We start from the raw sequence: 26,378 nt of genomic DNA on the forward strand, positions 1-26,378 counted from the left end.
AATCAGTTAGACTCTTCCTTGTTTAAGTCATGCGCAGAAGTGCGAACAATAATGGCGTTTATTTGATCGTTTTCTACGTACCATGCTTTGGTCGTTCTCGCTTCTTCTGAGGTGTTTGCTCTCAATATCACTCGGTAGTATTTTTTGTAAGGCGAGATAATTGGCTCATAAGCGGACGGAGATAGGTTATTAATGAACGCTTGAGCATTTTTCTTACTTGAGAATGTCGCGAGTTGTACCAACCAATTGGCTGTGATTGGTATGAAGTTGGTGGTTTGTGAGGCTTCTACCGCGTCGGCTTTACTCGCGTGACGAGGTGGGCTCTCCAAGTCGTTATCTTGGCTGATGAAGACGATGTCTTTGATTTCACCAGACAAAACGTAACGCTGGCTAAAGTTCGGTAAAAAGGTGAAATCTCGAGCTCGTTGCTCATGAGTCTTGGTATACCAAAATTCCGTTAAGCCAATACTGGTCGCTATCAGGCAAAAGAAAAACAAACTGGTGATGAAGTAACGCTTACGTCTGGTCGGTTTTCTAACTTCAGGTAGCTTTACCTTAGTGCGGCAGTGAACGCCACTCGCGGTACGATATTGGCTGATGGTTTGTTCTAACTGATGAACGAACGCTTTGAGCTGTTCAGCACCGCCTTCACGGTATTGGCCTTTGAAGCCAATATTGATGAATAAATAGATGATCTCCAAAAGATCGATTAGCTTGTGTGGCTGTCTTGCGGCTTTTTCTGCGACAGAGAAGAAGAGCTCGCCACCGTTACGCATACCAAACAGTTCACTCAGCAGGGTTTTGTTTTCCCAGCCTCGTTTCTCTCCCCATTCGGTGTAGATGATGAATTCATCAATCACCACCGCATACAAAAAGCAGAGCTTGTCGATAACGGCTATAGGGTAGGTAAGCTCAGTCGCTTGAGCCTTTATATCGTTAATACCTTGGATAAATTGCTCTCGGAAAACGGTTAAATCTTCCGGTTCAGACAGTGTCGATATTTTGAGTGTCTTAGTCAGCAAATCACTACTGATGTTGATCAGCTGATTTTCTGCCTTATCAAAGTGACGCAGAAACTCTTCTTGGGTGCTGGTGGAGTGCACCGCAACTAATTTAGAAAAAGCCTGGTCAGACTCTGTATTGGCAGAGCCTTTTGACGTTTTATCGATGACCAGTGTTTCTTCGTCTAAATAATCCATAGCCATTATCTCAACGCGTATAGAACGACTTCGAGAGCAGGTATGCGAGCATCGACGTGCAGCGCAATCGCATCACGAGTATCAAGCATATCGAGCCAGTTTCTGTCTTTGGTATCGACCTCAAAATACGCGACGCCTTGCATCGGCTTCAGCTCACTTGGCGCGATAGGCAGTGGCGTTAACGAGATACCAGACAGCGAGCTTCGAACGAGTTCTACAATCTTGTTGTTACTGCTGAGCTTAGCGGAAATAGGGAACAGTTCATTTAGCTCTGTACTGCTGATGTCGGATTTAACACTCAAAACGAAACGGCGGTTATAAACGCTGCTTGGATCTTTGATTAGCGTGCGAAGTAGGCGACGTTTTTCAAATAGTGAGATATCCCACTTGAACTCAATAACCGAATCTTGTTGAACGAGTGTCAGTAAGTTTCTTAGGCTTGAAAATAGCGGGTTAAAGTTGTCGTAGAGCTTGTCATATTTTAATGGCTGACACTCATCAGGAATCGCCGGTGTTAACGCCATGACTTGAGCTTCAAACTGTTTCAATTTTGAATACAGTTCATGCGTCGGGTATTTGGTGTTACTGATGGTTAATTCAAACCACGGTAGCCAAGTGTTGAGCGTTTGAAGCCACAAGAAGTCTTGCATCATAGACTGAGGACTTTTCTGTCCTTGGCCAGCTTCGATACGTTTCAGAAGGTTTTGAGCTCGATTACTGACCAGCGCATGAATTTCTTTGACTCGTTCGCTAAGGAGAGTTGAGGCACCGTAATGTAAGCAAGCTGGAATGAAGGCTCTATCAAGCATCACTTCATCAGAGTCACTGATTTCTAAGATCTTAGCGACGGGAATTAGGGTGAATCCAGAAGTGTCTTCTCCCGCGAATTTTAGGCCGATATTAAGCTGAGCAACATCAACTTCGACACTGGCGTTTTCAGAAGTTGAGGTATCGAATACGTTGATTGAACGGGTGATGTAGCGGCTCTGTTCTTGACCGTCTTCACTGTAGTCATTGTTACCTTGCAAAGAGATTGGCAGAGCAAGATAAACAATGGTTTCAATCGTACCCTGCGGAATGTCGACGACGATTTCTTGCTTGAGATTAAACTGGGTTCCATCAGGGAACACACCAGAACAACTTGGGATAGACAGCTTACCGATCTTTAATAGATCGTGGTTCAGCACTAATTCGGTGATGCCAAAGAAAGGGGCAAAACCAGCCAGTGTTTCGATGTTCTGACGAATGTAGTTTTGCACATAGCGATCTTGCTGCTGAAAGTGCTGAGGCGCAATAAACATCCCTTCTTGCCACACTACTTTTTTGAAAGCGTCCACGTAAAATCCTTTTCTATTATTTTTATATATTGGCTTTTTTATTAAAAGATTTGCCACCAGCTGGAGTCAGGCTGTATCACGGCCAACTCTGCTTTCTTCCCTGTAATTGTTAACTCTAATGTCTGCTCCGGGTCGGAAGGCATCATCAAAACGGTTTTGGTCGTGCCGTTCTGGTAATCCGCGAATTCGACCAGTGCGGCAATGTACTGAGTGTTCTTATTGATATCTAACGTCAGTTTTTGTTCTGAGCTCGGAAGTACAATGGGTAATACCTGTTTTGAAACTAGGTTTGCTGCCAGTAACTGCAAGTCATTGTTGTATAGGTCAATAAACGGAAGTTGCTTAAACAGTTGTTGATCGGTTAATTGGTAAAGCCTAACCACTACAGGATTGGCTTGGTCGTCATTGTATTGGTTGACTGTCGCATCCGCTTTAACGATCAACGAGTATTGAGTGACAACAGGAGCAGGATCCGATGAAGAACATGCTGCGATCAGTAAACAAAGCGATAAGAGTATGAGACGTTTCATTCTCTCTCCTCACTTTGTTTTTGCATGTTCTCCATAAACAGCGCTTTGAACTGACGTCTGAAATCTCCGTTATCTTGGCGGTGTTGGAAGTGCTTTCTGTAGATCTTCCAATACTTTTTATCTTTGTTAGTAAAAATGCCGCTACTTACGTACTCGCTGAACTGGTTCTCAAGTTGCTTTGGTGCAAATTCATTGAGGAACTGATCAACCGTCTGTTCTAACGCGTCGAATAGTGCTTTTTGTTGTAGCTGTGGATTCTGTAAGTACTGTTGGTTTTTCTCGGTTAAGGTAATGAGCTTGTCGATCGACTCTTCTATACGCGTATTGTTATCAACATTAACTGGTAAGTACTCTAGTTCAGCAGAAGAGAGGGCGTTGCTATCGCCATGAGCAATTTCGTCTACTTCAATGTTGGGTATCACTTTGTCGTCGTCTAAATCTTCAAAAGGGTCAGACGAGAAGGGATCGTCACTCAATACGTTCTTTGACGAGAAGTTTGAGGCTTTCTTAACGGTTGAGACTTCTGGAGCGTCATCTAAAAAGTCTGTGTCGCTGTCGTCCAGTTTTAAGTTGAAAGGTTCTATAAAAGTATCATCCTGTGTGGTGTTATTGGTCGCGCTCACTTTTGGGTCACTTAATAGGCTCACTAACAGTGTGTAACCGCCCAGTTTGATGATGTCACCATCGGTAATGACGTACTCTTTCTCTTTCGCCAGTGATTTGTCGTTCAACGAAACGCCGTTGTTACTGATGTCTTTAATCACGTAGCCACGGTCAGTGGGGTAGAGTTGGCAGTGAGTTCGAGAGATCCATTTGGTTTGATCGGGTAGCGCAATATCACATGATGGGGAACGACCTAAGCTTCCGCCACTTTCTGGCAGATACGACACTCTTGAGGAAACAACCTCTTCAGCAGGTACAGAAATCATGTGGACACTGATGGACAATGGCTACTCCTTGCACTTGGATATGGCTGAGTTAAAACTATCTAGGAAACCTGAGTAGGTTTTAAGGAATCGATTCGAAAAATAGACCCCCATATCCTTGGTATCTAAATTCGTCGAATTGAAGTAATCGAGTGGTAAAGAGGCTTTATCCAATTCTCTTTTAAAGACCAACTCATCCTCTAAAACAACATCAATTTCCCTTTGTTTTAAAAGTCTTAGTAATACTTTAGCATCTCGTGGCTGCTTAACGACGTTAAATCCATTACGTTTTAGCCAAAACCATTTGTTTGAGCCAAATTTGGCAGAAAAGTTAAGGTTTAATTTTGACAATTCATCAACCTTCGGCTCCACTCCTGGGCCAAAATACCAGTTCAAAGTTTGCTTCGCGATAGGCGCAGAGAGCGTTGCGTATTCATCTCGCTCTGAGGTTTTGGTTGCCACGAAGAAACCGTGTTGACTGCCGCTATGAACACGCAATTGCGCATCAGACCAAGTGGTCATAGTTAGCTGATAAGGTTGTCCCATCATACCTAAGGCGCATTTAACCTTGTCTAAGGCGATACCTTGCATTGAGGCATTTTCATAGGTTTGGTACGGCGGCCAATCTTGCGTAGTCAGCATAAGGCGAGATGGCCCAATTTTGACTTGAGCAGAGGCACTCACCGACCAAAACGTCGAGATGAGTAGGGTGACTAACGATAATCTGATGGTAGAGGCTCTAGTTAACATCATTAGAGTGTCCTATCACTTCAGAGATCTTCAAGATTGACACTGGCGGGTAATAGTCGAGCTTATGTGCGGCCTCGATATTAACAATATAGGAATATTGGCTCAGTGACTCTATCGGAATGTCTGAAGCTTTTTGAGTTCCTTTCAATATGTTCTTCGCTTTGTATCCAGCAAATTGACCAACATTGTAGTAACGGCTGACAATACCAAATAAGGCCTTATGGTTTCTTATTGGGCTTTCGGTGGCCGAGAATGTGGGGATACCCTTCGAATGTAGCCCTGATACGACTTCCCCTCCTTGGGTGATGATGTATGAATCAGGTGGTAAATAAGCCATATCGACACCATCACGTTTCATATTGTCTATCGTGAGGTTAATTAAGTCGCTGTTTGACTTGCTTTTATCAATGTTTAATGGGTACAACATAACACGCTTGTTATAAATTTCCGATAACTCCATCATTTTATTTGCGGTGATAATCGAATTATTTTCGTCAGCGTTATATATAACCCCAAGGCTTGAAATGTTATTGAGCTTTTCTATCGCTTTAAACTGTATTTCATGGGGTACGATATGCGATACACCAGTAAAGTTTCTCTCTTTTGATGATAAATCAGCAATCAACTTTGAACCTACAGGGTCGGTAACAATGCTGAATACAACAGGCGTCGAATTATTCAGTCTAAATTCGCTAGGGTCAGCGTAAGTCCCTAATAAATTCAAGGTGATAGTGGTGCCGAACGAATAAATGAGATCAGCATCTTTATATTCTAAATCCCTAATATGTTGTTTGAGCTGTGCTTTATCTCTATTAGCATCAAGAATCGTAAACCTTACATCAACGTGTTGGGATAAATAATCCATGAAGCCTTGCTCGGCATCGGTTACCCCTCGCCATAATAAAAGAATGACGTGTTTTTCATCGCTTTTAGCGAATGAGAGTGGGGTCATTAAAATAAAGCTAAGAACGAACACTATAAATCTCATGATTGAACTCCTAGCTTTTGTTTATCCGACTTCAGAAATATTGAGAAAAACACAATTAAGCTAAAGGAACTTGCGAGTAGTGATGCACCGAATATAAGAATGGTTTGGTCGTAACCAAAGATGCTCAAACACACCCCGGCTAGCATTGGCCCTGCTATATTACCGATGCGCTCAGTCAGTCTAAAAATACCGATGATTTTTCCTTTCTCGATTCCTTGACCGGAAAGCAAGTCGATAACCAAAGGTATTTGTGGAGAAACACAGATGCCGTGAGCAATACCGATAATTATCACGATCAGCAGTAACCCTAATGTGCCTTGGAAGAAATAGAAATTAAGTAAGGCGAGGGATGAAAGTAGTCCACCAATAAAGATAAAGGCCATTTTGTTTTTGAGTTTGTCGACCAGAATGGCACTCAACGGCGAAATTAATATGATGGCGAGACCGTATGCCATAATCACACGCCCTGAAACAGAGCTGCTTTCGCCAAGGAATTGCAGGTAAACAGGGCAGATGTAGTAGAGGAATCCTGTGAGGACGATCTTCGCTGGTATCGCGCTGAATATCGTGATCAAGGCAAAATACTTATTGCTCAACAGCAGCTTAAAGTCTTTTAACTTAACGGGCTTGCTTGAATTACTGGTGTTCGATTTTTCGAAAAACACATACACGAGTAACACACTGAGTGTTGCCAATAATCCTGCAAGCATAAACGTTTCTGAATAGCCCAGCTTCTCAGCGAGAATCCCACCGATCGCAGCACCACATAACGAACCAGAGAAGAAGGCTGATAAGAAAGTCGCCATGCCTTTGGTGCGGTTAGTGTCGTTAGTCGTATCGGACACATAGCCCTGTGCTGAAATGAATACAATGCCGTAGCCAACAGCGGTAAAAGCACGAGCAACGAGTAAGAGTTCAAGAGACTGAATGAAAGCAGTCGCGACTAAGCCAATACAGGTGATGAGCCCACCTGTCATTAGCGAGTGTCTTCTGCCTACTTTGTCTGACCAGTAACCTGCAAACGGCAGCGAGATAGCCCAACACAGCATAAATAGGGAAATGGGTAAGCTAGTGACAAGGTTTTCAGGAATCCATCCGGTGGTGTTTTCCAGTGAAGAGACAAATCTAGGGAAAAAGGCCAGCGAAGATGCTTCAGAGAACACCAATAAAAACAGCGGTAGCCGAATGAATCGAAAGTCTTGTTTGTCGATATCTTGCGATGGCTGACTTGGGTTGAGCTTAGTGATCGCTTGATTGGTCAGGCTAAGCAGTTTGCCAATTTCATCGCGGGTCGAGATCTTCGCCAAATGATTCACAATGTCTCGATTCACCAACATGAACACTTTCTTTACTTGGTTCCATGGCGAGATAATCATGAAGTTACACATAAACAGAATGATTTCAGCCACCACAAGGCAAGAGGCAACCAACACGGTAATCATATCCATGACGCTCTCTTTGAGCAGATTGATGATCAGGTTATTATCAGTGGTGACGTTCAATTGAATCGTGTGGCTGTTGTTAAGTGAGAACGTTGATTCTCGAATAGAAGGGTGCACAACTTGTTCTTCAGGGTAGCGATAGGAAGAGCCTGACTGTCCTTCAAAGTTAATCGACAGAATTTCGCTATGGTGATCAACGAAGAAAGCAAATTCTTCTTCCAAGCCATGCAGCTTGTTGTCAGGAACTCCTTTATCGAGCAACCCTTTGATCATTTGATTTAATGAGTCGCCAATTAGGTTGGATTTCTGTTCTAGTTTCACTTCGTAGAGTTGGGAGAACTTGTCTAGGGATTGATACGAAACCCCAAGGTTGGCAATGATCGTCAGAAGGATAGCAAGTGAGATGATAAACACTGGGAAGTGTTTGGTTTTGAGCTTTTCAAACTTAGACAGTGAGTTCGGAGATTGCAGTGCTTTGTGAGCTTGAGTAATGGTCGGAAGCAACTCATCCGAATTCGCGGCGGATTCAAATATCGCGGTTGCGCCTTTTACTCGGCCAACAATGCCTTCTAATAGGTACTTCAAGGCAACAAATGCGAACAAGCAAGAGAGCAGTATCCAAATCGCCGAATAGAGAAACTGAAGTTTGAGTAAGAAGGTTTTTTGTTGCTCTAACAGAGTCGTGGAGTAGTAGAGCTTAACTTGGCCTTCTACTAATCCAAAGGAATTGGTGATGTCTAGTGATAGCTGACGGTCACTTTCTTGATTTCCCTCTCCGGTACCAAACAGTCGTTCACCCGACGTTGAGACGACCACCAAAGCGGTAATGCCATCGACGATTTTTAAACGGCGGTCCAACATGCTTTGGATGTTGGATATTGCAGAGAGCGGCAAGCCTAAACTGATCGCTTGATTGATGTCGTTATGTGTTTCTTCCAACACAATCTGATAGATGGAATCGGAGGTTTCAGTCAGCCTTTTTTCGAAATTGAAATAGTTTAGTGTTGCATTTAAGGTGATGGAAAACAGCAAAACCGCCATGATGGCCAGCATCAACTTAACCCGAAGAGACAGGTTAAGTAATGAAGGTTTGGTCAAGGTTTGGCTGGCTTTGCTGTTCATTGGTTAAGACCTACTTAATAGATAAATCGAAGTCGGCACTGTTGTTCGTCGCGCTAACAGTCACTTGAGTAATCGGTTCACTACGGCTGAGTCGACCAATACATTCTTCAGCCAATCTCGGCATCAATGAACGATTAATGATTTGCTCAACGGCACGGCCACCGGTCGTAGGGTCGGTATTACGGTCGACAACAAACTGAATGAAATCCGCATCCCAAGTGAATGAAGCTTGATATTGCTCCGCAAGTTTCTTCTTGATTCGATTTAGAGAGATCTCAGTGATCTTCGCTAGCTCTTCATCATTAAGCGGATAATAAGGAACAATGGTGGTTCGTCCTAAGAATGCAGGCTTAAAGTATTGCTGCAGGTCTGGACGAATGGACTCAAGTAGCTCGTCGTTGTCAATACGGTCTGTAGACTTAGCACACACGTCACAGATAGCTTGATCGGCGGCATTCGACGTCATAATGATGATGGTATTTTTGAAGTCGACGGTTCGGCCTTCACTGTCTTTGATATGGCCTTTATCAAAAATTTGATAAAACAAGTCATGCACGCCAGGGTGTGCTTTCTCCATCTCATCCAATAGAAGCACTGAGTATGGATTGCGTCGGATTGCTTCCGTTAACACACCACCTTCACCAAAGCCGACATAACCCGCAGGTGAGCCGAGTAACATAGAGATCTTATGTTCCTCTTTAAACTCGGTCATGTTGATCACGGTAAGGTCGTTGCTACCTCCGTAAAGTTGCTCCGCAAGTGCCATGGCGGTTTCGGTTTTACCCACACCACTTGGGCCACACATTAAGAACACGCCAATAGGTTTACGATTATCAGTTAAACCTGCTCTAGAGATACGAATCGCTTTTGCGAGCTCATTCTTCGCAACATCTTGACCAATAACTCGAGTATTAAGCTCGTCTTCTAAGGTTAGCAGTTTAGCGATTTCATCACTCATCATGTTACCGACCGGGATGCCAGTCCAATTGGCAATCACTTGTGCGATTGTGTTGTCGTCAACCATGGCATAAACCAAAGGTTCTTCACCTTGCAAGTCTGCTAATTCCGTTCGCAGAGTATCAAGTTGCTTCTGCTTAGTTGCATCGACTGCATCTTGTTCCTGTTCTTCAGTGATCTCTTGTTGAACCGTTTTGATTTGATCTACCAATTCAATCTCTTTTTCCCAACGGGTGTAATACGCAGCTAATGCTTGTTGGTTTTCTTCGATAGATTGTGCCAGTTCCTTGATGACTTCTGCGCTGTTTGAGAATAGGGCATCTTCTTTTTCGAGCGCTGATTTTTCATTTTCTTGGTAACGAATAGTTTGCTCTAGCGTTTCCAGTACCTCTGGTTTAGCACCTTGAGTCAGTGCGATTCGAGCACTGGCGGTATCAAGCAGGCTGATCGCTTTGTCTGGTAGCTGGCGACTTGGTAGGTAACGGATTGATAAATTAACCGCAGCTTCAATTGCTGATTCAGCGATAAAGGCACCATGGTGGGCTTGCAGTGAAGCGGCCACGCCACGCAGCATTTGCATTGCATCCTCGGCGTTTGGTTCTTCAATGGTTACAACTTGGAATCTACGTGTCAGTGCAGGGTCTTTTTCGAAGTACTTCTTATATTCTGCCCATGTTGTTGCGGCAATGGTTTTGAACTCACCACGTGCCAGAGCTGGCTTTAGAAGGTTGGCTGCATCGTTTTGTCCTGCAGCACCACCAGCACCAATAAGTGTATGGGCTTCATCGATGAACACGATGATCGGCACTTCAGAGCTTTTCACTTCGTTGATGACATCTTTCAGGCGGTTTTCAAACTCGCCCTTAACGCTTGCACCCGCTTGCAGTAGCCCTAGATCCAGAGAGTGGATTTGTACGCCTTGTAGTGCGCTTGGTACTTCGTCTGCTGCAATCCTTAGTGCTAATCCTTCAACAACAGCGGTTTTACCTACACCGGGTTCACCGACCATAATAGGGTTGTTTTGGCGCTTACGACACAAGATATCAATCGCTTTTCTGACTTCAGCATTACGGCCTGAAATAGGATCGATGTTTCCGTCGAGTGCTTGTTGCGTCAGGTTAACGGTATATTTGCTTAGCGCATCGTTACCCGCAGGCGTGGTATCAACAGAGCCGTTAGCAGAAGGCGAGGCAGTGTTACGTGCAATCGGAGTCTTCTTGATCAGGCCTTGTAGAGACTCTAGTGATACGCTGCTTAATGCTTCAAGTTGTAGTGTGCTCACACCGAGCACATTCTGTTGCATCAAAGCTTGAATAAGGTGCAAGCTGACTATCTCACCGTGGCCGTAGTTTACGGAAGCGATCATCCAAGCATCTTTGATTAACTCAGTTAAGCTGTGGCTCAATGTTGGCTGACCTTCATTGCCCTTCGGCATCATGGATATTTTCTTTGTCAGCTCATTTACTAGCGCGTCTAATGAAAGCTTTTGAGACTCGCACAATGCCATGATCTTTGGATCTTTCTGGGAGATAAGTTGCAGAATCCAGTGTTCTGTTTCTATCGCTCCAACACCTTGGTTCATCGCCGCGCCCGCAGACGCTTCCAGCGCTTGCTTAAGCTCGGGAGATAGCTTTCCTACTAAGTTAGTGAGAGTTACTTGTGTCATAGTCAATTCCTTGTATCTCTATAATCTATACATTCCGTATTACGAACTACAAAAGCAAAATCTTTACGGTTTCATTGGGGTTACGTTCAGGGGCTAGGTAGTCAATCTCACCCAAACGTGCAGCCATAGAAACGTTGCTTGATAAACGGGGTCTGATTAAATATGAACGCTTAACGTTCAGGTAAATGGCAACGGGCGTGCTGTCTTTTAAGTAATGCTGTGTCAAAGACAACACCGCTTTAGCAAACTGGTCATCTTGTTGAATCTCGAGAAACTCATTTCTGTTTTTTGGGGTAACAAAAATATTCAAATTGTTGAAATGGGCGAGGCAGGTTTTTCCAACTAAAAAACCTTGTCCTAGACGACTGTTGAAGTCGCGGTTAGTACCGATTCGAGTCAATGAGTCTGAAGGTAGAAGGCGTCGTTCAAAGGCTTTACATTCAACCTCAATCGAATAGGGAAAAAAGTCATTTAAGATCTTTTTCAATGTGGTTAGGCTGCGACTTTGTTGGCTCAGAAGAAGCGAGTATTGCAGATACTCTTTATGTTCTTTCCCTAGCGCAGCAAAGTGATTCAATAATGCTGTTTTCTTTGGGTTTTGTTCGCTTTCAACCAGCAACCAACGTCGTGCATTGGTTCGATAGGTAATTTCGAAATGTCTTTGGTTGAACACGTCCAGAAAATCTTGCAGAGAATGATCTTCGTTGTGTATCGCCGCTAATAGCTCTTCGTAAATATAATTCGGTATCACGCCTTTAACGCCAGAAAGCGCTTGTTTCGCTAGTCTGAGCTTGGCTTTATTTCCCTTTAACGAGAAATATTGAATCTCTTGAGGGTTGCCCGTCGGCATTGCCTCAGACTTCAATTGAATCTGTAACGGTGTGGTACTCTGGGACTGAAGTTGTTCCAACAATCTCATCGCCTGTGAGAAGTCATATTTCTCAGGCTGAGTCGCTAAATCTTCGATGAAGTGCTTCATATCATCTCCCTATGACCATCGATTTGGCTATGTATCGTTGATGGCGCTACCGATATTCGCTGCGTTATAGGCACAATTGACTACCGTGAATTTTCGGGTATTTTTTGACGATACCGTCTCGTCCGTAAATACGGATCTTGAGTTGGATGTATCGGTCAAAGCTACAAAACTGCTGGAAGAAACGGCTTAACACATCGGCAAATGCTAGGTAGGGTGATGTGGCATCAAGCGTCAATTCAATCTCAGTACCGGGAGAGAACACGTTTTTGCCCAACACACGAATAGCCGATACTTGGGAGTTAAATGTGATCGAGTGAATCATCTGAATTTCAGCACTTGATACCTGTTCTCGGCTGCACAAACTCAATATGTGTTTGAGGTCAGCCACTGGGCTGCTCGATTGCACCAAAGATGAAAAGTTGGTGTTCAACAAACTAATAAATTCCCAGTGGATGTTTTGGTCAACTTCCTTGGTAATGGGCGCTGAAGGTGGATAAATAGGTGAAAAATTACCAGGTAAGTCGATGCTTTCTAGGCATTCTAACGTACCGCTTACGCCACACGCCTGTTTACCATTCGTGCACAGTAGATTAGTGCCGAGCAGTTTACTAAATTCAGTATTGGGCGTTTCCGATAACGAGATTGCGATGCTCATTTCACCGAAGTGATTATGTTTACTTTGCCAGTAGTCGTATTGTTGATTGTGAGAATATTTCTCTTTAAAAAGCGGGACTAAAGGTATCTCGCCATTGGGCGTAATCTCATAAACATTCTGAATTTCAATGATTTCGATATTGTTGTCACTGTGTGCGTCGGCGTTGACCGGAACAGAAAGGGTTCTGTGATCGTAAGGGATCGGCTCCCCTGTTTGTTCGAACAAGTTAATTGCGGGCATCACATTCAGTTTGAAAACATCTTTGTTGAACAGGCGGATAAACTCAGACGGTAATGAGGACATGAACAAATTGATGACGATTTCAGATTCGTCAAATTGGCTCGCGTATTCGGCAAAGTTCTTAAGTCTGAAGAACTGTCGTTTCTCTTTGAAAAAGAAGAACTCGTTGAGCAGTTGATAGCCCGTAAATTGATTACCGTGTTCAGGCAGAAATTTGAACTCTAGGTCGCTGATTCGATTCTTAAGCTGGTGGCTATCGACAGTGACGTGTCGAGCGCATTCACTGTCTGAAATTGAAATCGATAAAGTATTGTTGAGAAGAAGTTCGACTAACGAATCTGCATTGTTCTCAAAGCCTTTGACGAAGAAGTCGAGATCGTTCAACTCCAAATGGCTGAAATGGACTTCAGGATCGCCAGTACTCAAAGAAATTTGAACAACGGCAGAGCTTTGATTAGCCGATTTCGGTCTGTTAAAGCTAAACGGTGCGCTTAAAGCTTTGATGTTACCTAAGTTAAACGGAGCTATTTTGAGTTCATCAACGGTTCTAAATAGGCATTCGTTTTTGGTGTTGGTGCTCGAAAACAACGAACCTTTTGGTAAGGTACTCGATTCAATCGGACCATCTTCGGCAAGCAACTCAAGATAGGCAACGCTTGGAACGGTTTGAATGTAAGAAGGGTAGAGGACACTTAAAATGCCTTCAATCACCTCAGGTAGTTGCTCTGAGAGCTTCTTTTCTACTTTCGCATTCAAAAGTGCTACGCCATCTAAAAGGCGAGCCATGCTTGGATCTTCAATCTTACCCTGATGAATATTGAGCTTTTCAGCGTGTGTTGGATATTCTTGACCAAACTGCCCCAATGAACGGCGCACAAAAGCCAGTTCTTGCTCGAAGTAACGCATAATAGGTTCAGTCATAGTTATCTTCTTCTAAAGAGGTCGTTAAGTCGCTCAATGCGATTTTTGAATCGAAGATCAGGTCTTGTTCGCCATGGCTGGTTTTTACCTTGGCAATGATGTTGAACGATAGCGAGTTGTCGCCTTCTTTACGCTCTCCGAGTTCGACAGAAATATCATGTAATCGCGGTTCAAAGCTCTTGATCCAGTTTTCTATGCGTAAAGTAAGCTGTGTTTTTTCTAGGGTTGCGCTGAGTAACTGGATATCTTCGATACCAAATTTCAAGTTAGAACGATTTACTTCGATCAATCTGTTATCGATATCTGTCAGTGACGCCTCGGCTTCTAACAGCTTGGTGAGATGGAACTTGATGTCTTCAATCTCAGCATCCTGATAAGGTTTTGAATCGCTAATAAAGGTTGTCCAAAAGCTCATTACGCCACCTCATTCAGGTCGGTAGTTAGAACTACTTCACCACTGAAGTAATCAAACTGGTATTGAGGAACGATGCGTAGAGTGCAAGCAAAGCTGCCAGCTTGAGCGCTAGACTCTGTGACACTCACTTTAGCGAAGCTTAATGGGTATTTAGATAATGTTTCTTCATTGGCAAACGACACGTTGCTTGAGAATTTTTCAATCCAGTGCGTCAAAAACAACTCACACTCTGTAGCATTGTTGAAGCTGCCAATCATCTCTCTGACCTGAACTTTTAAGTAGTGAGCGATTCGGCAAGACATCAGTGTGGTTTGAATCTGAGTAAGTACCTTGTCATTGTCGCTTTGCCCGCACTGCCAAATCGAGTTGTTACCATTGAAGTAGAACTTGTCGGTTAAAGGGCTTTTCGCTAATGGGATAAAACCGCTTTGCGCGTAGAAGTTCGATAGTTGCCCGAACAGACTAATGTCGGTGACTGGCTTTTGCAGGTGGCTATCGAAATAGTGGTTCGCAGGCAGATTGATAACAGCACCTTGAAGCTTGTCGTTCCAGCGAGATTTTAAAAATCCAAACCAGTTAACACGGTGAAACTCTCGCATGATAGTGGTCGCCAGTACCATATTAGCTAAACCCCAAGCGCCTTTACCTTGCTCGTTATAAATGAAGCCAGCTCGTCGGTTTTTGTAGGCATCACGAAGGCGCACTTGAGGAAGTGCCATGCCGATAAAGCGAGAGCTCGGTTTGCTGCGTAAATCCTGCCACGCTTTAAAATCGGGGCCGGAAAGTATTTTATTGATACGTTCAATGTCTGATAGCCAATCAGCGCCACTTTCGCCAAAGAAGGTCGAGACTGGGGAAAAGAGCATAGGGCATAGTGTTGCTTCGCCTAATTTACCTAATAGCTCTACGGTAAATAGATCGTCGTAATCGGCGTCAAAATCGATATCCATCGAGATAGGGTGACTAAACGTGATGCAACCAAACGGGTGACCACCTAAGGTATTGAGTTCGTTATTACCAATCTTGTTATACAAGTCACTGGATTTGGTCGAATAAGCTTGGTTGACGTCACTGGATATCTCCGCCCAATTCATATCGAGTAACTTTACATGAGCTCTTTGATAGCTGACGGGTAGGGATACGAGTTGTTGAAGGCTTAACCAGTTACGCTCTAGCTTTTGAAATTCAGGTTCATGCAAGATTTCATCAAGCTGCAAACTGAGTTCAGTATCGATTGTTGATATAAGTGTTGATATCAATGAAATTAGTGAGGATTTAGAGCTTAAGGAGTGTTTGTCTAACTCAGAAAACAGAGATAAAGCCTCTTTCATAAAGGTATTATCTGTGTCATCTAATTGATTGAATTTGTTTTGCCATTCTGTATTTAACTTCATACAAAATTTTTGGCCGGATTGCTCCGGCCAAATCCCTATTAGCCTGGAATCTTCGCAACCATTCGAACTGAAGTCGTCAGTTCTTCAAGTTGTAACCAAGGTCTTAAATGAGCGACAGCTGAGTATGCGCCTGGCTTACCAGGTTGCTCAACCACCTCGATGCGAGATTCACAAAGCGGGGTTTTCGCACGTTGCTCATTACCAATTGCACCAGCGTTGGTGTATTGGTCGATCCAAAGTTGTAGCTCGCGTTTGATGTCCGGAGCTTCAAGGTTCGAGCCTAATTTGTCTCGACCCATTACTTTCAAGTAGTGGGCGATACGGCTACTCGCCATGATGTAAGGCAGGCGGGCAGAGATTGCAGCGTTCGCCGTTGCATCTGGGTCAGTGAAGGTTTTAGGTTTCTGTGTAGTTTGACCGCCGATGAATACAGCGTAGTTAGAGCTTTTGTAGTGAACCAAAGGAAGGAAGCCAAGGTCAGAAAGCTCTTTTTCACGCTCATCTGTTAGGTTAACTTCTGTTGGACATTGCTGAAGTAGATCGCCAGCTTCAGACTTGTACGTTAGGTTTGGAAGATTCTCGACCTTACCACCGTTATCAAGACCACGGATAGAAGTACACCAGCCAGAAGCGGTATAAGCTTGAGTCATTTTAAGACCCAGATCATACGCTGCATTTGACCAAACTAACTGATCATTGCTTGTCGGCTTAGGGTTGCCATCCATATCAGTGCCTAGCTCTTCATAAGCAAAGACATCCGTGCTTAGGCCTTTGTCACCATAAGGTAGACGAGCCAGAGTACGAGGCAGAGTTAGTGTTACGTAACGTGCGTCATCACTCTCACGGAAAGAGTTCCATGCTGCGTATGCAGGAGAGTCAAAACCAGCGGCTACCGGTTTGCCTTCAGAGAAGGTTTGGAAGTCGTTAAACTCAAACATCTCAGCGTTTGCAGCGGCAATGAATGGTGCGTGACACGCTGCAGCAACTTCACCCATGTAGCGAAGTAGGGCAACATCTTCATCTTTAGCGCTAAACTCGTAGTCACCAATGAATGTACCGTAAGGTTCACCACCAGCAGTACCGAATTCGCCTTGGTAAACGGCATTGAACAGCGGGCTACGGTCAATCGCAGGCGCATCTTCAAATTGGTCTAGCAGTTCTTCTTGCGTGTAATCGACCATTTTGATCTTCAGATCTCGGCCAAGCTCGCTCTCTTTAACCAGTTTTTGCAGACCACGCCAAGAGCCTTCCAGCTTTTGTAGGTCTTTCTGTTGCATGACTTCAGATAGCTGTTGAGACAGTTTCTTATCAATCTCAGAGATTGCATTTTCAATGGTTTTTGTAACGTTCTTATCCCACGTCACCGTGCCAGAAAGTGCTTGCTCTGTAAGTACAGAAAACAGCTCTTTGGTAGTGTCTGCAGGAGTTTGAGTGGTTGCTTCAATCGCACGGTCTAGGAAGCTCAGTGAGCCTTCCGCCGCCTCCGGTTGCGCTTGATTCTCAGTTTCAGTACTCATTACTCAGCTCCTTCTTCTTTAATACCAAGCTCATCAGAAAGAGCATTAATCGTATCTGCACTTTGTAGAACTTCTTTAAGTAGTTTCTCTAGGTCGCGAGAACGATCGGCTTTAGAAAGAAGTACCTTCAGTTGATTACGGGTTTCGACTAGCTTCTTGAGCGGTTCAACTTGTTCGATGATCGCTTCAGGTTCGAAGTCTTTCATTGAGTCAAACTTGAGGCTCGCTTCGAATTGGCTGTCATCGCCTGCAAGTACGTTATCTACTTTTAGGGATAGTTCAGGGCCAACGCGCTTCATTACAGTGTCGAAGTTGTCTTTATCAACGTTATAGAAGGTACGATCTTCCACTTCTTCTTTGTCTTGCTTATGGCCTGAGTAGTCACCAATAACCCCAACAACAAAAGGGAGCTCTTTGGTTTCTACAGCGCCATTAGTCTCAACGTCATAGGTAATACTTACGCGGTTCTTACTTACGCGTTTATGTTGGGAATTTAGTGCCACGGTAACTCTCCTTGTTTAATTACTTAGCAGTTGAAGTAACTTTAGCTGTAGTAGCATCGAAGCCAACCTCAGGGCCTTTCTCGATCTTACCGCCGTCTGCTTCAATGTAGTAAGCCTTCGAAATTTCTGTGTAAGTTAGGCTGAAAGATTCGCTTGGCAGTGAACCATCCGTACCAGACATGTTGTAGCTAGACATACGAGCCATTTTTAGCGTTAAAATCAGGTATGGATCAGCACCAGAACCTTCGCGGTTTGGTTTTGTCATAACGATTTCAACAGTGCGACCTTCAGGGCCCGGCGCATATAAGAATGTGGTTAGATGCGGTGTTGCACCATCACAGCCACGAGTCATGTTGACTTCACCAAGAGCAACCATGCCTTGGTCCGCATTGTTTGCATTACCTACATCGATACCAACACCACGAACAGCGCTCCAAGAAATACTATCAAGAGCAAAGAAACCATCTTTGCCTCCGATTTTTTCTACAGTTGCCGCACCTTTTGGTGTCGTACCATCAATTCTCATAAAAATAGAAGCCATTACTTTCTCCTTGCTTGACGCATTAATGTGCTTTACCACTCAAAATCTTGCAGGCTGCTCGATGATGAGTCGGAAGTAGATTCAGATGTTTGGTTTGTATCTGTCGTGCTATTTGAACTATCGGGAACTGACGTTGCTGTCGCGGGCTCTTCAATAGTCGGTTTCGCTACCGGAGTTGTCTCCGGAGCGGAAGTCATTACAGGAACCGACTTTCCAGACAAGTCCATCTTGTCTAGGTTGTCCATTCCCGTCATTTGATTAATTTGGGCAATCACATTCTGTTCATTGCCAATCATTTCTTGTAGTAGCTCTGGGAAGCTCATGTAGCCCCAACGAATTGAACGCTCAAGTAAGAAGGCGATAGGGCTGTGAGGTTCTGTTTCTTTGAAGTATTCGGCGATTTTTCGAATCTCTTGAAACGCGTGATCGCGATTCACAATGCCGTTAATGCTCGATACATTCTGTACAACCGTTTGAACTTGACTCGAAGTTGGCTGAATACTTGGCGCATGAGATTGCGCTGGGTTTGCTAGGGGCTCTTGCCCTAGATCTTGGTTGGTTGCCGTCGCAGGATTAGCGTTGCTGGCAGCAATATTCGCTTGCTCTGATGCCGCAGGTGTTGAATCGCTTTGCACTGAGCCGTCTGCAGTGTTCTGAATAACATGGAACTCATCATCTAAAGGCCAAGGAGTGAACTTTTCTCCCACTAAGAAATGTATCGCCTTGATAAGATCACGTACATTAGTTTTGATGAAATTAAAACTGATTACGGTTGCACCAACGGTTTGGCATTTTGCCGCTAAGTTTTTTTCTACGACCTCCAATTCGCTGTAAATGCTAGCCAATTGAAAAAGTGTTTCTGAAACGCTTTGGTCAAATGCGCCTAAAGCTGACTCTTTTAATTCTGCAATATTGCCTTTGCGCTCTGCAGTGAGGTAGTCACCAAAAGTGATACCGGCACAAAAATCAATCATTTGAAAAGGAATGTAGACAGAACTTGAGTCAACAGACTCGCCAACCAATTGAAGTAGGGGTTTAGTTCTAAACTCAGTAATTTCTTTTGCTTTCCCTGCATCGTCAGAAGCTTTGAGTTTTGCCCCTGGTGGCATTGGGTTCAACGTGTCCCAAAATTGGTCGATGAAAAGGTTTAACGCTGGGACAGCACTAGCAAGGTTATGAAATGGTTGCGAAGTAAAGAGTTGGCTAGTGATATACCAACCCAATATCTCTAAGTCTTTCGATTGGGAAGTCAGGGTTTCTTCTGAAACTTTTCTTAGCTCAGCCCAATTGTCTGTATTGGCATCTACGATTGCGGGATCAGACGAAGCGTCAGGCGTTTCAACTAACTGTCTAAATGAAGATTGAGCACTGTTATAAACATTTCTCAAACTGCGATAGGCACTTCGATCTAACTTCAAATAAGTGCCTGACGGCGCATCATCTGAGATAGGAACAAGTAAGTGGTCGATTTCTGTCATATACATCCTGTAAAAAATCTATTTGTTATCCTGATCGCACAAAGTGTTATTTTTGATACATATTCCTTATGTTTCGTAAACACTTGTTAACATTTATCAATTCTAGAGCTTTTTCTTGAAAAGTCTCATGCAAAATAGATATTTACTTAAAACTTTGAACTTCATCTAAGAAAGTGGACCGATGTCACGGTTTTTTGAAACCCTATGAAATGTAAGGTATTTAACCTCCAATCATCACGGTTGGCATACCAAGAACAATCGTGCCGCCATGGCTCGTTGTATCACCCATACGCGCTGCGGGTTTACTCATTATGAGTACGGTAGCACTGCCCTTAATGATGCTGTCTGGAGGTCCGACACATACGCACATGTCACCAAGGGTTGCTGCTGGCATATTGCCAATAAGTACCGTTGGAACGCCGGGGCCACTAATCGGGCCGCCAACGTGGGGGATAGGTGGGACTGCAGGTGTCTGCATTGGGCAAACGTGCATGTCAGTTAATCGTGCGGCTAACGTCATTAGTTACTCCTGTCATCTTTAACTTTATGCTTTACTGCCTTTGGCAAGCTCAAGTGCAATGCCAATGGATTTCTTATAATACTCGTTGGTTTTATCCCAGTGAGGCAGTGCCGCGGAGTGGTTGATCGCGCCAGCTACCGCCTTAGAGTATAAGAAAGGGTCGGGCAGAACGTTGGGTAAATCTGGCGCTACAATGCTGCCAGAACCATTCCAGAATACGGCTTGAGCTAGCCAAGACGGGCCGCAATTCAGTTTGAGCTTGTTGGAAAAGAGTTCGCTCTTTCGCCTCTGTTCCTCTGAAGGAGACTTCACCCAAGCCTTGGCCGTTGAAATACACTGCTTTTGCATTGTAGACCACACATCATTTCTTGCATCGAGCGTATGTGCGCCCCACCAAATGGCTTCGCGAACAGGTAACCCGTGAGCAAGAAACTGAACCAAGTCGAAATAGAGTTCGTCTTTCAGCAAAGCTTCTATAGAATCAGCGACGTTGAGTTCTTCATCTATCAGAGCTTGGGCTTCGTCTGAGCTTGAAAACCTGTCGAGCAGTTGCCTGCCCGTTTGATATGGAATCTTTTTATACATCTTTTCGTTCTACCTAAATTTTGTTCGTGGTGGCTCATGAGCTTGATGAGTGAATTTACTTGAACGTATTAATTCACCTTCACGATCGCGCCTTTGAGTTCGCCCATCACACCGCCATCAAACGTACCTTTTAGTCCAGATTTAAACTCGGCACTCAATGAGCCTTCCGCTGAGAGAGTAGTATCTGCTTTGATAGCGACGCTGAGCCCTTTGATACTGTTGGAACTTGTTGCTTCGAGAGCTGTTGTGACACCTGAGATTTTGTTGGCCGATGTTGCTTTGCTTGTCACGTTCATCCCTTCGAGATTGAGAGCGCTACTCGCTTTAATATCAATGTTGCTGGCTTCAATACTGATGGAAGATGAAGACATGGTGATCTTACTGGAACCTACCGTTAGCTCTATTTTGTCGTCGGCTTCTAACGAGATGGATTTGCCTTTCTCACTGATCGCTTTGTCTGAGGTAAGTGTGTAGTTATCTTCTGTGGAAACCGTTACTTGCTTAGTCGTCTTCTGAAGCAGTTCACCTTTGATCGTTTCAGTCAGGTTGTTTTCTACTTCTTTAGTGAAGTCTTTCGTCGCGTGCATATACATAAGCTCATTGTCTTTCTTATCGTCGAAATAGAGCTCATTCGCTAATCCACTTAGCTTAGTGCTGATCCCTGTTTTAGTTGAGTTGGCTTCTTTGTAAGGGGGCGCGTTTTTACTGTTATAGACACTGCCTGTGATAATCGGTTGGTCTGGGTCGCCATCAATAAAGCTAACCAGTACTTCTTGTCCCACTCTCGGAATGAATTGAGCACCATAGCCACTACCTGCCATCATTTGAGCGACTCGCACAAAGCAACTTGTCTTGTCTCCGGATGCTTCGGTATCCCAATGGAACTGAATACGAACTCGACCTTGGTCATCTTGATTGATTTCACCGGCCGTACTACCCGCGACAATTGCGCTTTGTAGACCCTGTATTCTGGCTTTATCTCGCGGTGTCGGATAATTAGGAATTGAGGTATCAAGTAGGGTGAGGCGAGTATCACAGTGGTTCTCGGTGTTGTATCGAATATGAAGCTCAGTGACGAGGTAGTCGCCTAGTTGAGCTTTGTCTAAATGGGAGGCTAATGAAAACCACGTGCCTAATTCGAATGAGTCGTGCTGAGCTTCTGCGTCTACGGTTTGATAGTTTTGCTCGAGTTGCTCAATACGTCGCTTAACTAGATTGCTGGCGAGATCTTCCATCCCACCTGTGATGCCAAGGTTTGGGTAAAAATGTTTGGTTAACTTGGTGTTGTTAGCAATCGTATGACTGGATTTCTTCTCTTTACTGCTCACTAATTTGGTTTGTGAGTAGTCATAACTGGTTAGTTCGATGCTGGCACCATGAAACTGACCTTGAGGCATCCATTTATCGATCAATGGATTACTGCCGGAGGGGACTTCAATCATGTCGAATTTACTGGCATCTGATTTTTGGAAAGGGCTCTGTGCATCTTGAAGCATCATCAGATGGTCTGAATCGCTGTGTTGGAAAAAATAATGCACGCCTTCTTCAGCAAGCAAGCGTGTTACAAAATCAAAGTCGCTTTCATTGTATTGAACGCAATATTCGCGTTTCGATGAAGGCATGGTTCCTGCTTTGAAGGAGCCACTGAAACCAGCTTGAGTTAGTACGTCTGAAACAATGTCTTTGGTCGATTGGCTTTGATAAACACGGAACGAGTGAGTGTGCTTTAATAACCAAAACCAGGGTCTTAGAGTGACGCGGTAACTAGAGTACTGCAGATTGCTGTCCATACCCAGTAATTGAACTTGTGTGACTATACCGTTGAATACTCGCGTCGCGGTCAAATTGTCAGTGTCGTTAACAAAGCGGGTAATAGAGAGTTTTTGACCCAGTTGGTCATCGATAACAAAGTTCTTAGAGATAAGAGTGAGTTCGATTTTAAAAGGCTTCGATAAGTACTCAGAAATAGCAAAATCGCTGACTGCATGCTCGTTGCTTTTAGAATCTTTTGCCACAATCGTGCTGGCAGAAGGGGAGAAATTATCCGTCATAGGCTCGCCTGATAATGCTCGAAGATGTTCAGACATACGATTATGTCGATACTAACGAACTGACTTGATGTTAAAAATTTATATCTAAATTTATAGCATAAAGTAAATAATATAATAAGTCTCATAACAAAGGCGTGAGGTGTTTCCATTTTACGAAAACAAATATCATTAATTTAATTAAGGAAATTGCTCATCAATTTATATTGTTAAATATCATTAAAATATAAGGTTATTGCGACGTAGAAGGGAGATATAGGGATAACTTAAACAATATATAGAATAATGTGTTGCTAGAGGCAGTATGCCGTAGTAATAATAGAAATATTGCTAGCATGTTACATTTCTTCGCTAGTGGTTATTCAAGGACAGAATAATGAAAAACACAAAAATCTCATTACGGGTGACCGTTGGAGGGATGTTTTTGCTTGCGACGGTACTGACGGCGATCGTAGCGGTTTCACTTCAATACTATTTCAGCAAAAAAATGGCGACTGAGCACACTTTGTCGAAACTGACGATGGTATCTCAAGATCTCAGTGACTATATCGGTAACATCGATTCTGATGCGATAAACACTGCACGATTGCTCTCCTCTGTACATCGTTCTATCAGCCACCAAATCTCTCGTGAAGAGTCGCGTGGGATCCTTTCTGAAGCAATAAAAGACAACCCTCTGTTTTACAGCATCTACATTGGTTCATCTAACGAACGCTTCTTCCAAATTATCAATTTAGAGTCTTCTCCTTTTGTTCGAGATAAAATCGGTGCTGATAGCACAGACCGATGGGTTGTAATAGAGATCAGTGATAGGGAAGCAGGCCGTATCCGAACGACAAAATACTATGACCTTGAATTTAATCTTCGGGATTCAAAAACAGAGCCGAGTAATTACTTTCCCACGACAAGGCCTTGGTACGTAACAGCGAATACAGAGACTGTTGAAAAGACGCAGCCTTATCTTTTTCAACATCTTCAAATCACCGGTCAAACCTACTCTTTAGCTTTTGAATCAAAAGCCGTAAGCAACACACAACACGTGATAGGCATTGATATCGTTCTCTCTTCGTTAGCAAGTAAGTTATCCGCCAGTGCATTGGACTTGGATGAAGAAAGCCAGGTTGAGTCCTTTTTGTATTCTAAATCAGGAAACATTATTGCTTCAAACCGCGACGTCGATACGACACACGAGCTTCCACAATCCGATCAAATCAATTGGTCGCCTAAGCAGCAAGCCATAATAGAAGCTACGCCGCCTTTGTTGTTCTCGAATCAAACGGATTGGGGTCCAATGGATTTCTCTGTTTCGGGACAACCTAATGGCTACGCGATTGATCTTCTAAATATGGTCGGGGAGACGAGTGGAATACAGTTTGAATTTGTAAACGGATTTTCTTGGAAAGAGCTGACAGACAAGTTTCATGAAGGAAGCATCGATGGCCTTCATTCCATTCAGAATTATGAGAGTAATGGTGTCAAAGGTTTATATACCGATGCTATTTACGATTTACCGTTCTCGGTAGTGACTCGCAGTGATGTTCAAACTGTATCAAGCTATGGCGAGCTGAGTGGTAAAAAGGTCGCAATTCTGTCTGGATGGTCTATTACACCTCAGTTAATACAGGATTTTCCAAACATTGATCTTGTTGAAGTTCCTAATATTGAGTCTGCGCTTGATGCCGTAGACAACGGTGAATACTTTGCGGTACTGGATGCCAAGCCAGTCCTCGCTTTTTCTCTGGATAAGTTCTTTCATGCAAACTTGAAGGTGAATGACGCGTTGTCTGACCTAAAAGCAAACTATCCAAATCAGTTCCATATTGTGTTGCAGAATAAACATCAGCAGCTCTTGCCGATCATCAACCAAGCGATCGGCGCACTGACTGTCGAACAGAAAGAAGCGCTAGCGCAAAAGTGGTTTCATCATCAGGCGCTAAATACTGGAACCACCATTCCTTACACTGAACTCTACGAGAAAACCGCGACAGCGACGACTGAAGGCGAAATGGTCGAGATGGTGCTCAATGGAGAGACTAAGCACCTTTATCTGAAAAAAATTGAGACGGGTGAGCATTATTCAGAATACTTTGCTGTGGCGATACCTGAAGCGGAAATTTACAGCGCGGTAAACAAGCGTGTGGCGACTTCGATTGGCGTGACTGTGCTGCTTATGAGCCTAACATTGCCTGTGGCTTGGATCTTTGGTGCGCCGATTGTTCGACCTATACGTCAGCTTAAAGCTGAAACAAATAAGATTAAACAACGTGATTACGACAGTGTGAATGTGCTTGATACTCGTATTAAAGAAGTATGGGAGTTGTCTGTCGCCGTTAAAGATATGTCTGCTGAGATTAAGCAACATGAGCAAACTCAAGAGGCGTTTGTTGAGTCGTTTATTAAGCTTATTGCTCAAGCGATCGATGATAAGTCTGCCTATACAGCAGGGCACTGTAATCGTGTTCCGGAACTTGGCTTGATGCTGGCAGAGGCGGCGGAAAAATCACAATCTGACCATTTCAAAGACTTTAAATTTGAGAACGACGATGAGCGTCGTGAATTTAGAATTGCAGCTTGGCTTCATGATTGTGGCAAGATCACGACGCCTGAACACATCGTTGATAAAGGCTCGAAGCTAGAAGCCAACTACAACCGAATTCACGAAGTAAGAACACGATTTGAGGTGCTTTGGCGTGATGCAGAGATCGCAGCTTTGAGAAAACAATTGGAAGGCACACTACCAACGCAACAAATCGCCGACGAACTTGCAGCGACCAAGCAACAGCTACAAGATGACTTTGCGTTCATCGCCACATCAAACGTTGGTGGTGAGTTCATGAGCGGTGATAAAGTCGCACGTATTCGTTCTATCGCTGAAACGACCTGGACACGGAATTTTGATGATCAACTTGGCCTATCACCAATTGAAGCGTTGAATAGGACACCAAGCTCAACCTTACCTGCGACAGAACCACTTCTGAGTGATAAGCCAGAGCACATAGTGAAAAGGGACCGACCGCTAGAGTTTGACCCAAAACACAAGATCAAAATGGACGTTCCTGAGCACTTATACAACTTAGGTGAAGTTTATAACTTGAGTATCGCTCGCGGCACCTTGACCGAAGAAGATCGATTCAAGATAAATGAGCATATGCTTGGCACCATTAAGATGCTGGAGAACTTACCATTCCCTAAAGAGTTAAGTCGTGTACCTCGTTATGCCTCGACCCACCATGAAACGCTCAAAGGTACCGGTTATCCAAGGAAGCTGACTGCTGAAGAACTTTCTATTCCAGAGCGTATTCTGGTGATATCCGATATTTTTGAGGCGTTAACCGCTGCCGATAGACCGTACAAGAAAGCGAAGCCAATCAGTGTCGCCGTCGACATCATGCACAAGATGGCGTTGGACGAACATATCGATATCGAGCTGTTCAGGCTGTTCTTAACCAGCGGGACGCATGTTCGTTATGCAGATGAGTATTTGAAACCAGAACAAATCGACTTTGTGGATATCAATAAATACCTCGAAGTCACTCGTCAGATTGCTTAACCACCGGATGTTTCGTTAAGGCGAATACGGCCCCATCCTAAATTACGTTTAACACAAGGCGCACATGAGTGCGCCTTTTTTGTGCCTATTGTCGTTGAACTTACTGACAAATATA

The 26,378-nt window shown here is 43.9% G+C and carries 20 protein-coding genes; 1 reads left to right on the top strand and 19 read right to left on the bottom strand.

All coding sequences use genetic code 11. The features are described from left to right. Positions 1–2 precede the first annotated feature (2 nt). The 19 genes from icmH to tssI all read right to left on the bottom strand — a co-directional run bounded on the left by icmH (position 3) and on the right by tssI (position 22,716). Positions 3–1,205 (bottom strand): type IVB secretion system protein IcmH/DotU, encoded by a 1,203-nt coding sequence (gene icmH / locus L1D37_RS13155; RefSeq protein WP_239848174.1) that lies wholly within the window; start codon positions 1,203–1,205, stop codon positions 3–5. Beyond that, positions 1,205–2,536 (bottom strand): type VI secretion system baseplate subunit TssK, encoded by a 1,332-nt coding sequence (gene tssK, locus L1D37_RS13160; protein ID WP_029223513.1) that lies wholly within the window; start codon positions 2,534–2,536, stop codon positions 1,205–1,207. The genes icmH and tssK overlap by 1 nt, the downstream gene beginning before the upstream one ends. A 41-nt stretch (positions 2,537–2,577) precedes the next feature. Continuing rightward, positions 2,578–3,066 (bottom strand): type VI secretion system lipoprotein TssJ, encoded by a 489-nt coding sequence (tssJ, locus tag L1D37_RS13165; RefSeq protein ID WP_239848175.1) that lies wholly within the window; start codon positions 3,064–3,066, stop codon positions 2,578–2,580. After that, positions 3,063–4,013: an FHA domain-containing protein gene (locus L1D37_RS13170; protein WP_239848176.1), complete on the bottom strand. Its 951-nt coding sequence runs from the start codon at positions 4,011–4,013 to the stop codon at positions 3,063–3,065. Before L1D37_RS13170 ends, tssJ begins: the two co-directional genes overlap by 4 nt. 3 nt (positions 4,014–4,016) lie before the next feature. Beyond that, positions 4,017–4,745, bottom strand: a complete 729-nt coding sequence (locus L1D37_RS13175; protein ID WP_239848177.1) for a transporter substrate-binding domain-containing protein — start codon at positions 4,743–4,745, stop codon at positions 4,017–4,019. Next, positions 4,732–5,730 carry an ABC transporter substrate-binding protein gene (locus L1D37_RS13180; protein ID WP_239848178.1) on the bottom strand — a complete coding sequence of 333 codons (999 nt, stop codon included), beginning with the start codon at positions 5,728–5,730 and terminating at the stop codon, positions 4,732–4,734. Before L1D37_RS13180 ends, L1D37_RS13175 begins: the two co-directional genes overlap by 14 nt. Then, complete coding sequence (locus L1D37_RS13185; protein ID WP_239848179.1) at positions 5,727–8,294, bottom strand: MFS transporter; 2,568 nt, start codon at positions 8,292–8,294, stop codon at positions 5,727–5,729. The genes L1D37_RS13180 and L1D37_RS13185 overlap by 4 nt, the downstream gene beginning before the upstream one ends. A gap of 10 nt (positions 8,295–8,304) precedes the next feature. Beyond that, positions 8,305–10,917, bottom strand: a complete 2,613-nt coding sequence (gene tssH, locus L1D37_RS13190; RefSeq protein ID WP_239848180.1) for a type VI secretion system ATPase TssH — start codon at positions 10,915–10,917, stop codon at positions 8,305–8,307. Between the two features lie 46 nt (positions 10,918–10,963). Beyond that, positions 10,964–11,896 carry a type VI secretion system baseplate subunit TssG gene (locus L1D37_RS13195; protein WP_239848181.1) on the bottom strand — a complete coding sequence of 311 codons (933 nt, stop codon included), beginning with the start codon at positions 11,894–11,896 and terminating at the stop codon, positions 10,964–10,966. A 64-nt stretch (positions 11,897–11,960) separates the two neighbouring features. Further along, entirely contained in the window at positions 11,961–13,712 is a 1,752-nt protein-coding gene (gene tssF / locus L1D37_RS13200) for a type VI secretion system baseplate subunit TssF (RefSeq protein WP_239848182.1), read from the bottom strand. Beyond that, positions 13,705–14,127 (bottom strand): type VI secretion system baseplate subunit TssE, encoded by a 423-nt coding sequence (gene tssE / locus L1D37_RS13205; protein WP_176681107.1) that lies wholly within the window; start codon positions 14,125–14,127, stop codon positions 13,705–13,707. Before tssE ends, tssF begins: the two co-directional genes overlap by 8 nt. Continuing rightward, positions 14,127–15,521: a type VI secretion system contractile sheath large subunit gene (locus L1D37_RS13210; protein ID WP_239848183.1), complete on the bottom strand. Its 1,395-nt coding sequence runs from the start codon at positions 15,519–15,521 to the stop codon at positions 14,127–14,129. The genes tssE and L1D37_RS13210 overlap by 1 nt, the downstream gene beginning before the upstream one ends. A gap of 38 nt (positions 15,522–15,559) precedes the next feature. Beyond that, positions 15,560–17,038: a type VI secretion system contractile sheath large subunit gene (gene tssC / locus L1D37_RS13215; RefSeq protein WP_017110738.1), complete on the bottom strand. Its 1,479-nt coding sequence runs from the start codon at positions 17,036–17,038 to the stop codon at positions 15,560–15,562. Then, a complete protein-coding gene (tssB, locus tag L1D37_RS13220) occupies positions 17,038–17,541 on the bottom strand; it encodes a type VI secretion system contractile sheath small subunit (RefSeq protein ID WP_009846607.1) in 504 nt (167 codons plus the stop codon). Before tssB ends, tssC begins: the two co-directional genes overlap by 1 nt. Before the next feature lie 19 nt (positions 17,542–17,560). Next, a complete protein-coding gene (locus L1D37_RS13225) occupies positions 17,561–18,082 on the bottom strand; it encodes a type VI secretion system tube protein Hcp (RefSeq protein WP_086713379.1) in 522 nt (173 codons plus the stop codon). Positions 18,083–18,114: 32 nt separating this feature from the next. Then, positions 18,115–19,560, bottom strand: a complete 1,446-nt coding sequence (locus L1D37_RS13230; RefSeq protein ID WP_239848184.1) for a type VI secretion system ImpA family N-terminal domain-containing protein — start codon at positions 19,558–19,560, stop codon at positions 18,115–18,117. 220 nt (positions 19,561–19,780) lie between these two features. After that, entirely contained in the window at positions 19,781–20,080 is a 300-nt protein-coding gene (locus L1D37_RS13235) for a PAAR domain-containing protein (RefSeq protein WP_017110734.1), read from the bottom strand. A gap of 24 nt (positions 20,081–20,104) precedes the next feature. Then, on the bottom strand, positions 20,105–20,665 hold the full coding sequence (locus L1D37_RS13240) for a hypothetical protein (RefSeq protein ID WP_239848185.1): 561 nt from the start codon (positions 20,663–20,665) through the stop codon (positions 20,105–20,107). A 68-nt stretch (positions 20,666–20,733) separates the two neighbouring features. Next, positions 20,734–22,716 carry a type VI secretion system tip protein TssI/VgrG gene (gene tssI, locus L1D37_RS13245; protein ID WP_239848186.1) on the bottom strand — a complete coding sequence of 661 codons (1,983 nt, stop codon included), beginning with the start codon at positions 22,714–22,716 and terminating at the stop codon, positions 20,734–20,736. 373 nt (positions 22,717–23,089) lie between these two features. Between tssI and L1D37_RS13250 the strand changes: the two genes are divergently transcribed. After that, entirely contained in the window at positions 23,090–26,263 is a 3,174-nt protein-coding gene (locus L1D37_RS13250; protein WP_239848187.1) for an HD domain-containing phosphohydrolase, read from the top strand. Positions 26,264–26,378: the final 115 nt, after the last annotated feature.

Origin of the sequence: Vibrio sp. Isolate33 (assembly GCF_022397895.1) — a bacterium.
GTDB lineage: Bacteria > Pseudomonadota > Gammaproteobacteria > Enterobacterales > Vibrionaceae > Vibrio > Vibrio pomeroyi.

What these genes read in the sequence shown, in the direction of transcription:
- L1D37_RS13235 (WP_017110734.1), bottom strand. Translation starts at nt 20,080, where the DNA reads ATGACGTTAGCCGCACGATTAACTGACATGCACGTTTGCCCAATGCAG.
- icmH (WP_239848174.1), bottom strand. Translation starts at nt 1,205, where the DNA reads ATGGCTATGGATTATTTAGACGAAGAAACACTGGTCATCGATAAAACG.
- L1D37_RS13185 (WP_239848179.1), bottom strand. Translation starts at nt 8,294, where the DNA reads ATGAACAGCAAAGCCAGCCAAACCTTGACCAAACCTTCATTACTTAAC.
- tssC (WP_017110738.1), bottom strand. Translation starts at nt 17,038, where the DNA reads ATGAGTACTGAAACTGAGAATCAAGCGCAACCGGAGGCGGCGGAAGGC.
- tssE (WP_176681107.1), bottom strand. Translation starts at nt 14,127, where the DNA reads ATGAGCTTTTGGACAACCTTTATTAGCGATTCAAAACCTTATCAGGAT.
- tssF (WP_239848182.1), bottom strand. Translation starts at nt 13,712, where the DNA reads ATGACTGAACCTATTATGCGTTACTTCGAGCAAGAACTGGCTTTTGTG.
- L1D37_RS13175 (WP_239848177.1), bottom strand. Translation starts at nt 4,745, where the DNA reads ATGATGTTAACTAGAGCCTCTACCATCAGATTATCGTTAGTCACCCTA.
- L1D37_RS13225 (WP_086713379.1), bottom strand. Translation starts at nt 18,082, where the DNA reads ATGGCTTCTATTTTTATGAGAATTGATGGTACGACACCAAAAGGTGCG.
- L1D37_RS13195 (WP_239848181.1), bottom strand. Translation starts at nt 11,896, where the DNA reads ATGAAGCACTTCATCGAAGATTTAGCGACTCAGCCTGAGAAATATGAC.
- L1D37_RS13240 (WP_239848185.1), bottom strand. Translation starts at nt 20,665, where the DNA reads ATGTATAAAAAGATTCCATATCAAACGGGCAGGCAACTGCTCGACAGG.
- tssI (WP_239848186.1), bottom strand. Translation starts at nt 22,716, where the DNA reads ATGACGGATAATTTCTCCCCTTCTGCCAGCACGATTGTGGCAAAAGAT.
- L1D37_RS13250 (WP_239848187.1), top strand. Translation starts at nt 23,090, where the DNA reads ATGAAAAACACAAAAATCTCATTACGGGTGACCGTTGGAGGGATGTTT.
- tssJ (WP_239848175.1), bottom strand. Translation starts at nt 3,066, where the DNA reads ATGAAACGTCTCATACTCTTATCGCTTTGTTTACTGATCGCAGCATGT.
- tssH (WP_239848180.1), bottom strand. Translation starts at nt 10,917, where the DNA reads ATGACACAAGTAACTCTCACTAACTTAGTAGGAAAGCTATCTCCCGAG.
- L1D37_RS13210 (WP_239848183.1), bottom strand. Translation starts at nt 15,521, where the DNA reads ATGAAGTTAAATACAGAATGGCAAAACAAATTCAATCAATTAGATGAC.
- L1D37_RS13230 (WP_239848184.1), bottom strand. Translation starts at nt 19,560, where the DNA reads ATGACAGAAATCGACCACTTACTTGTTCCTATCTCAGATGATGCGCCG.
- L1D37_RS13180 (WP_239848178.1), bottom strand. Translation starts at nt 5,730, where the DNA reads ATGAGATTTATAGTGTTCGTTCTTAGCTTTATTTTAATGACCCCACTC.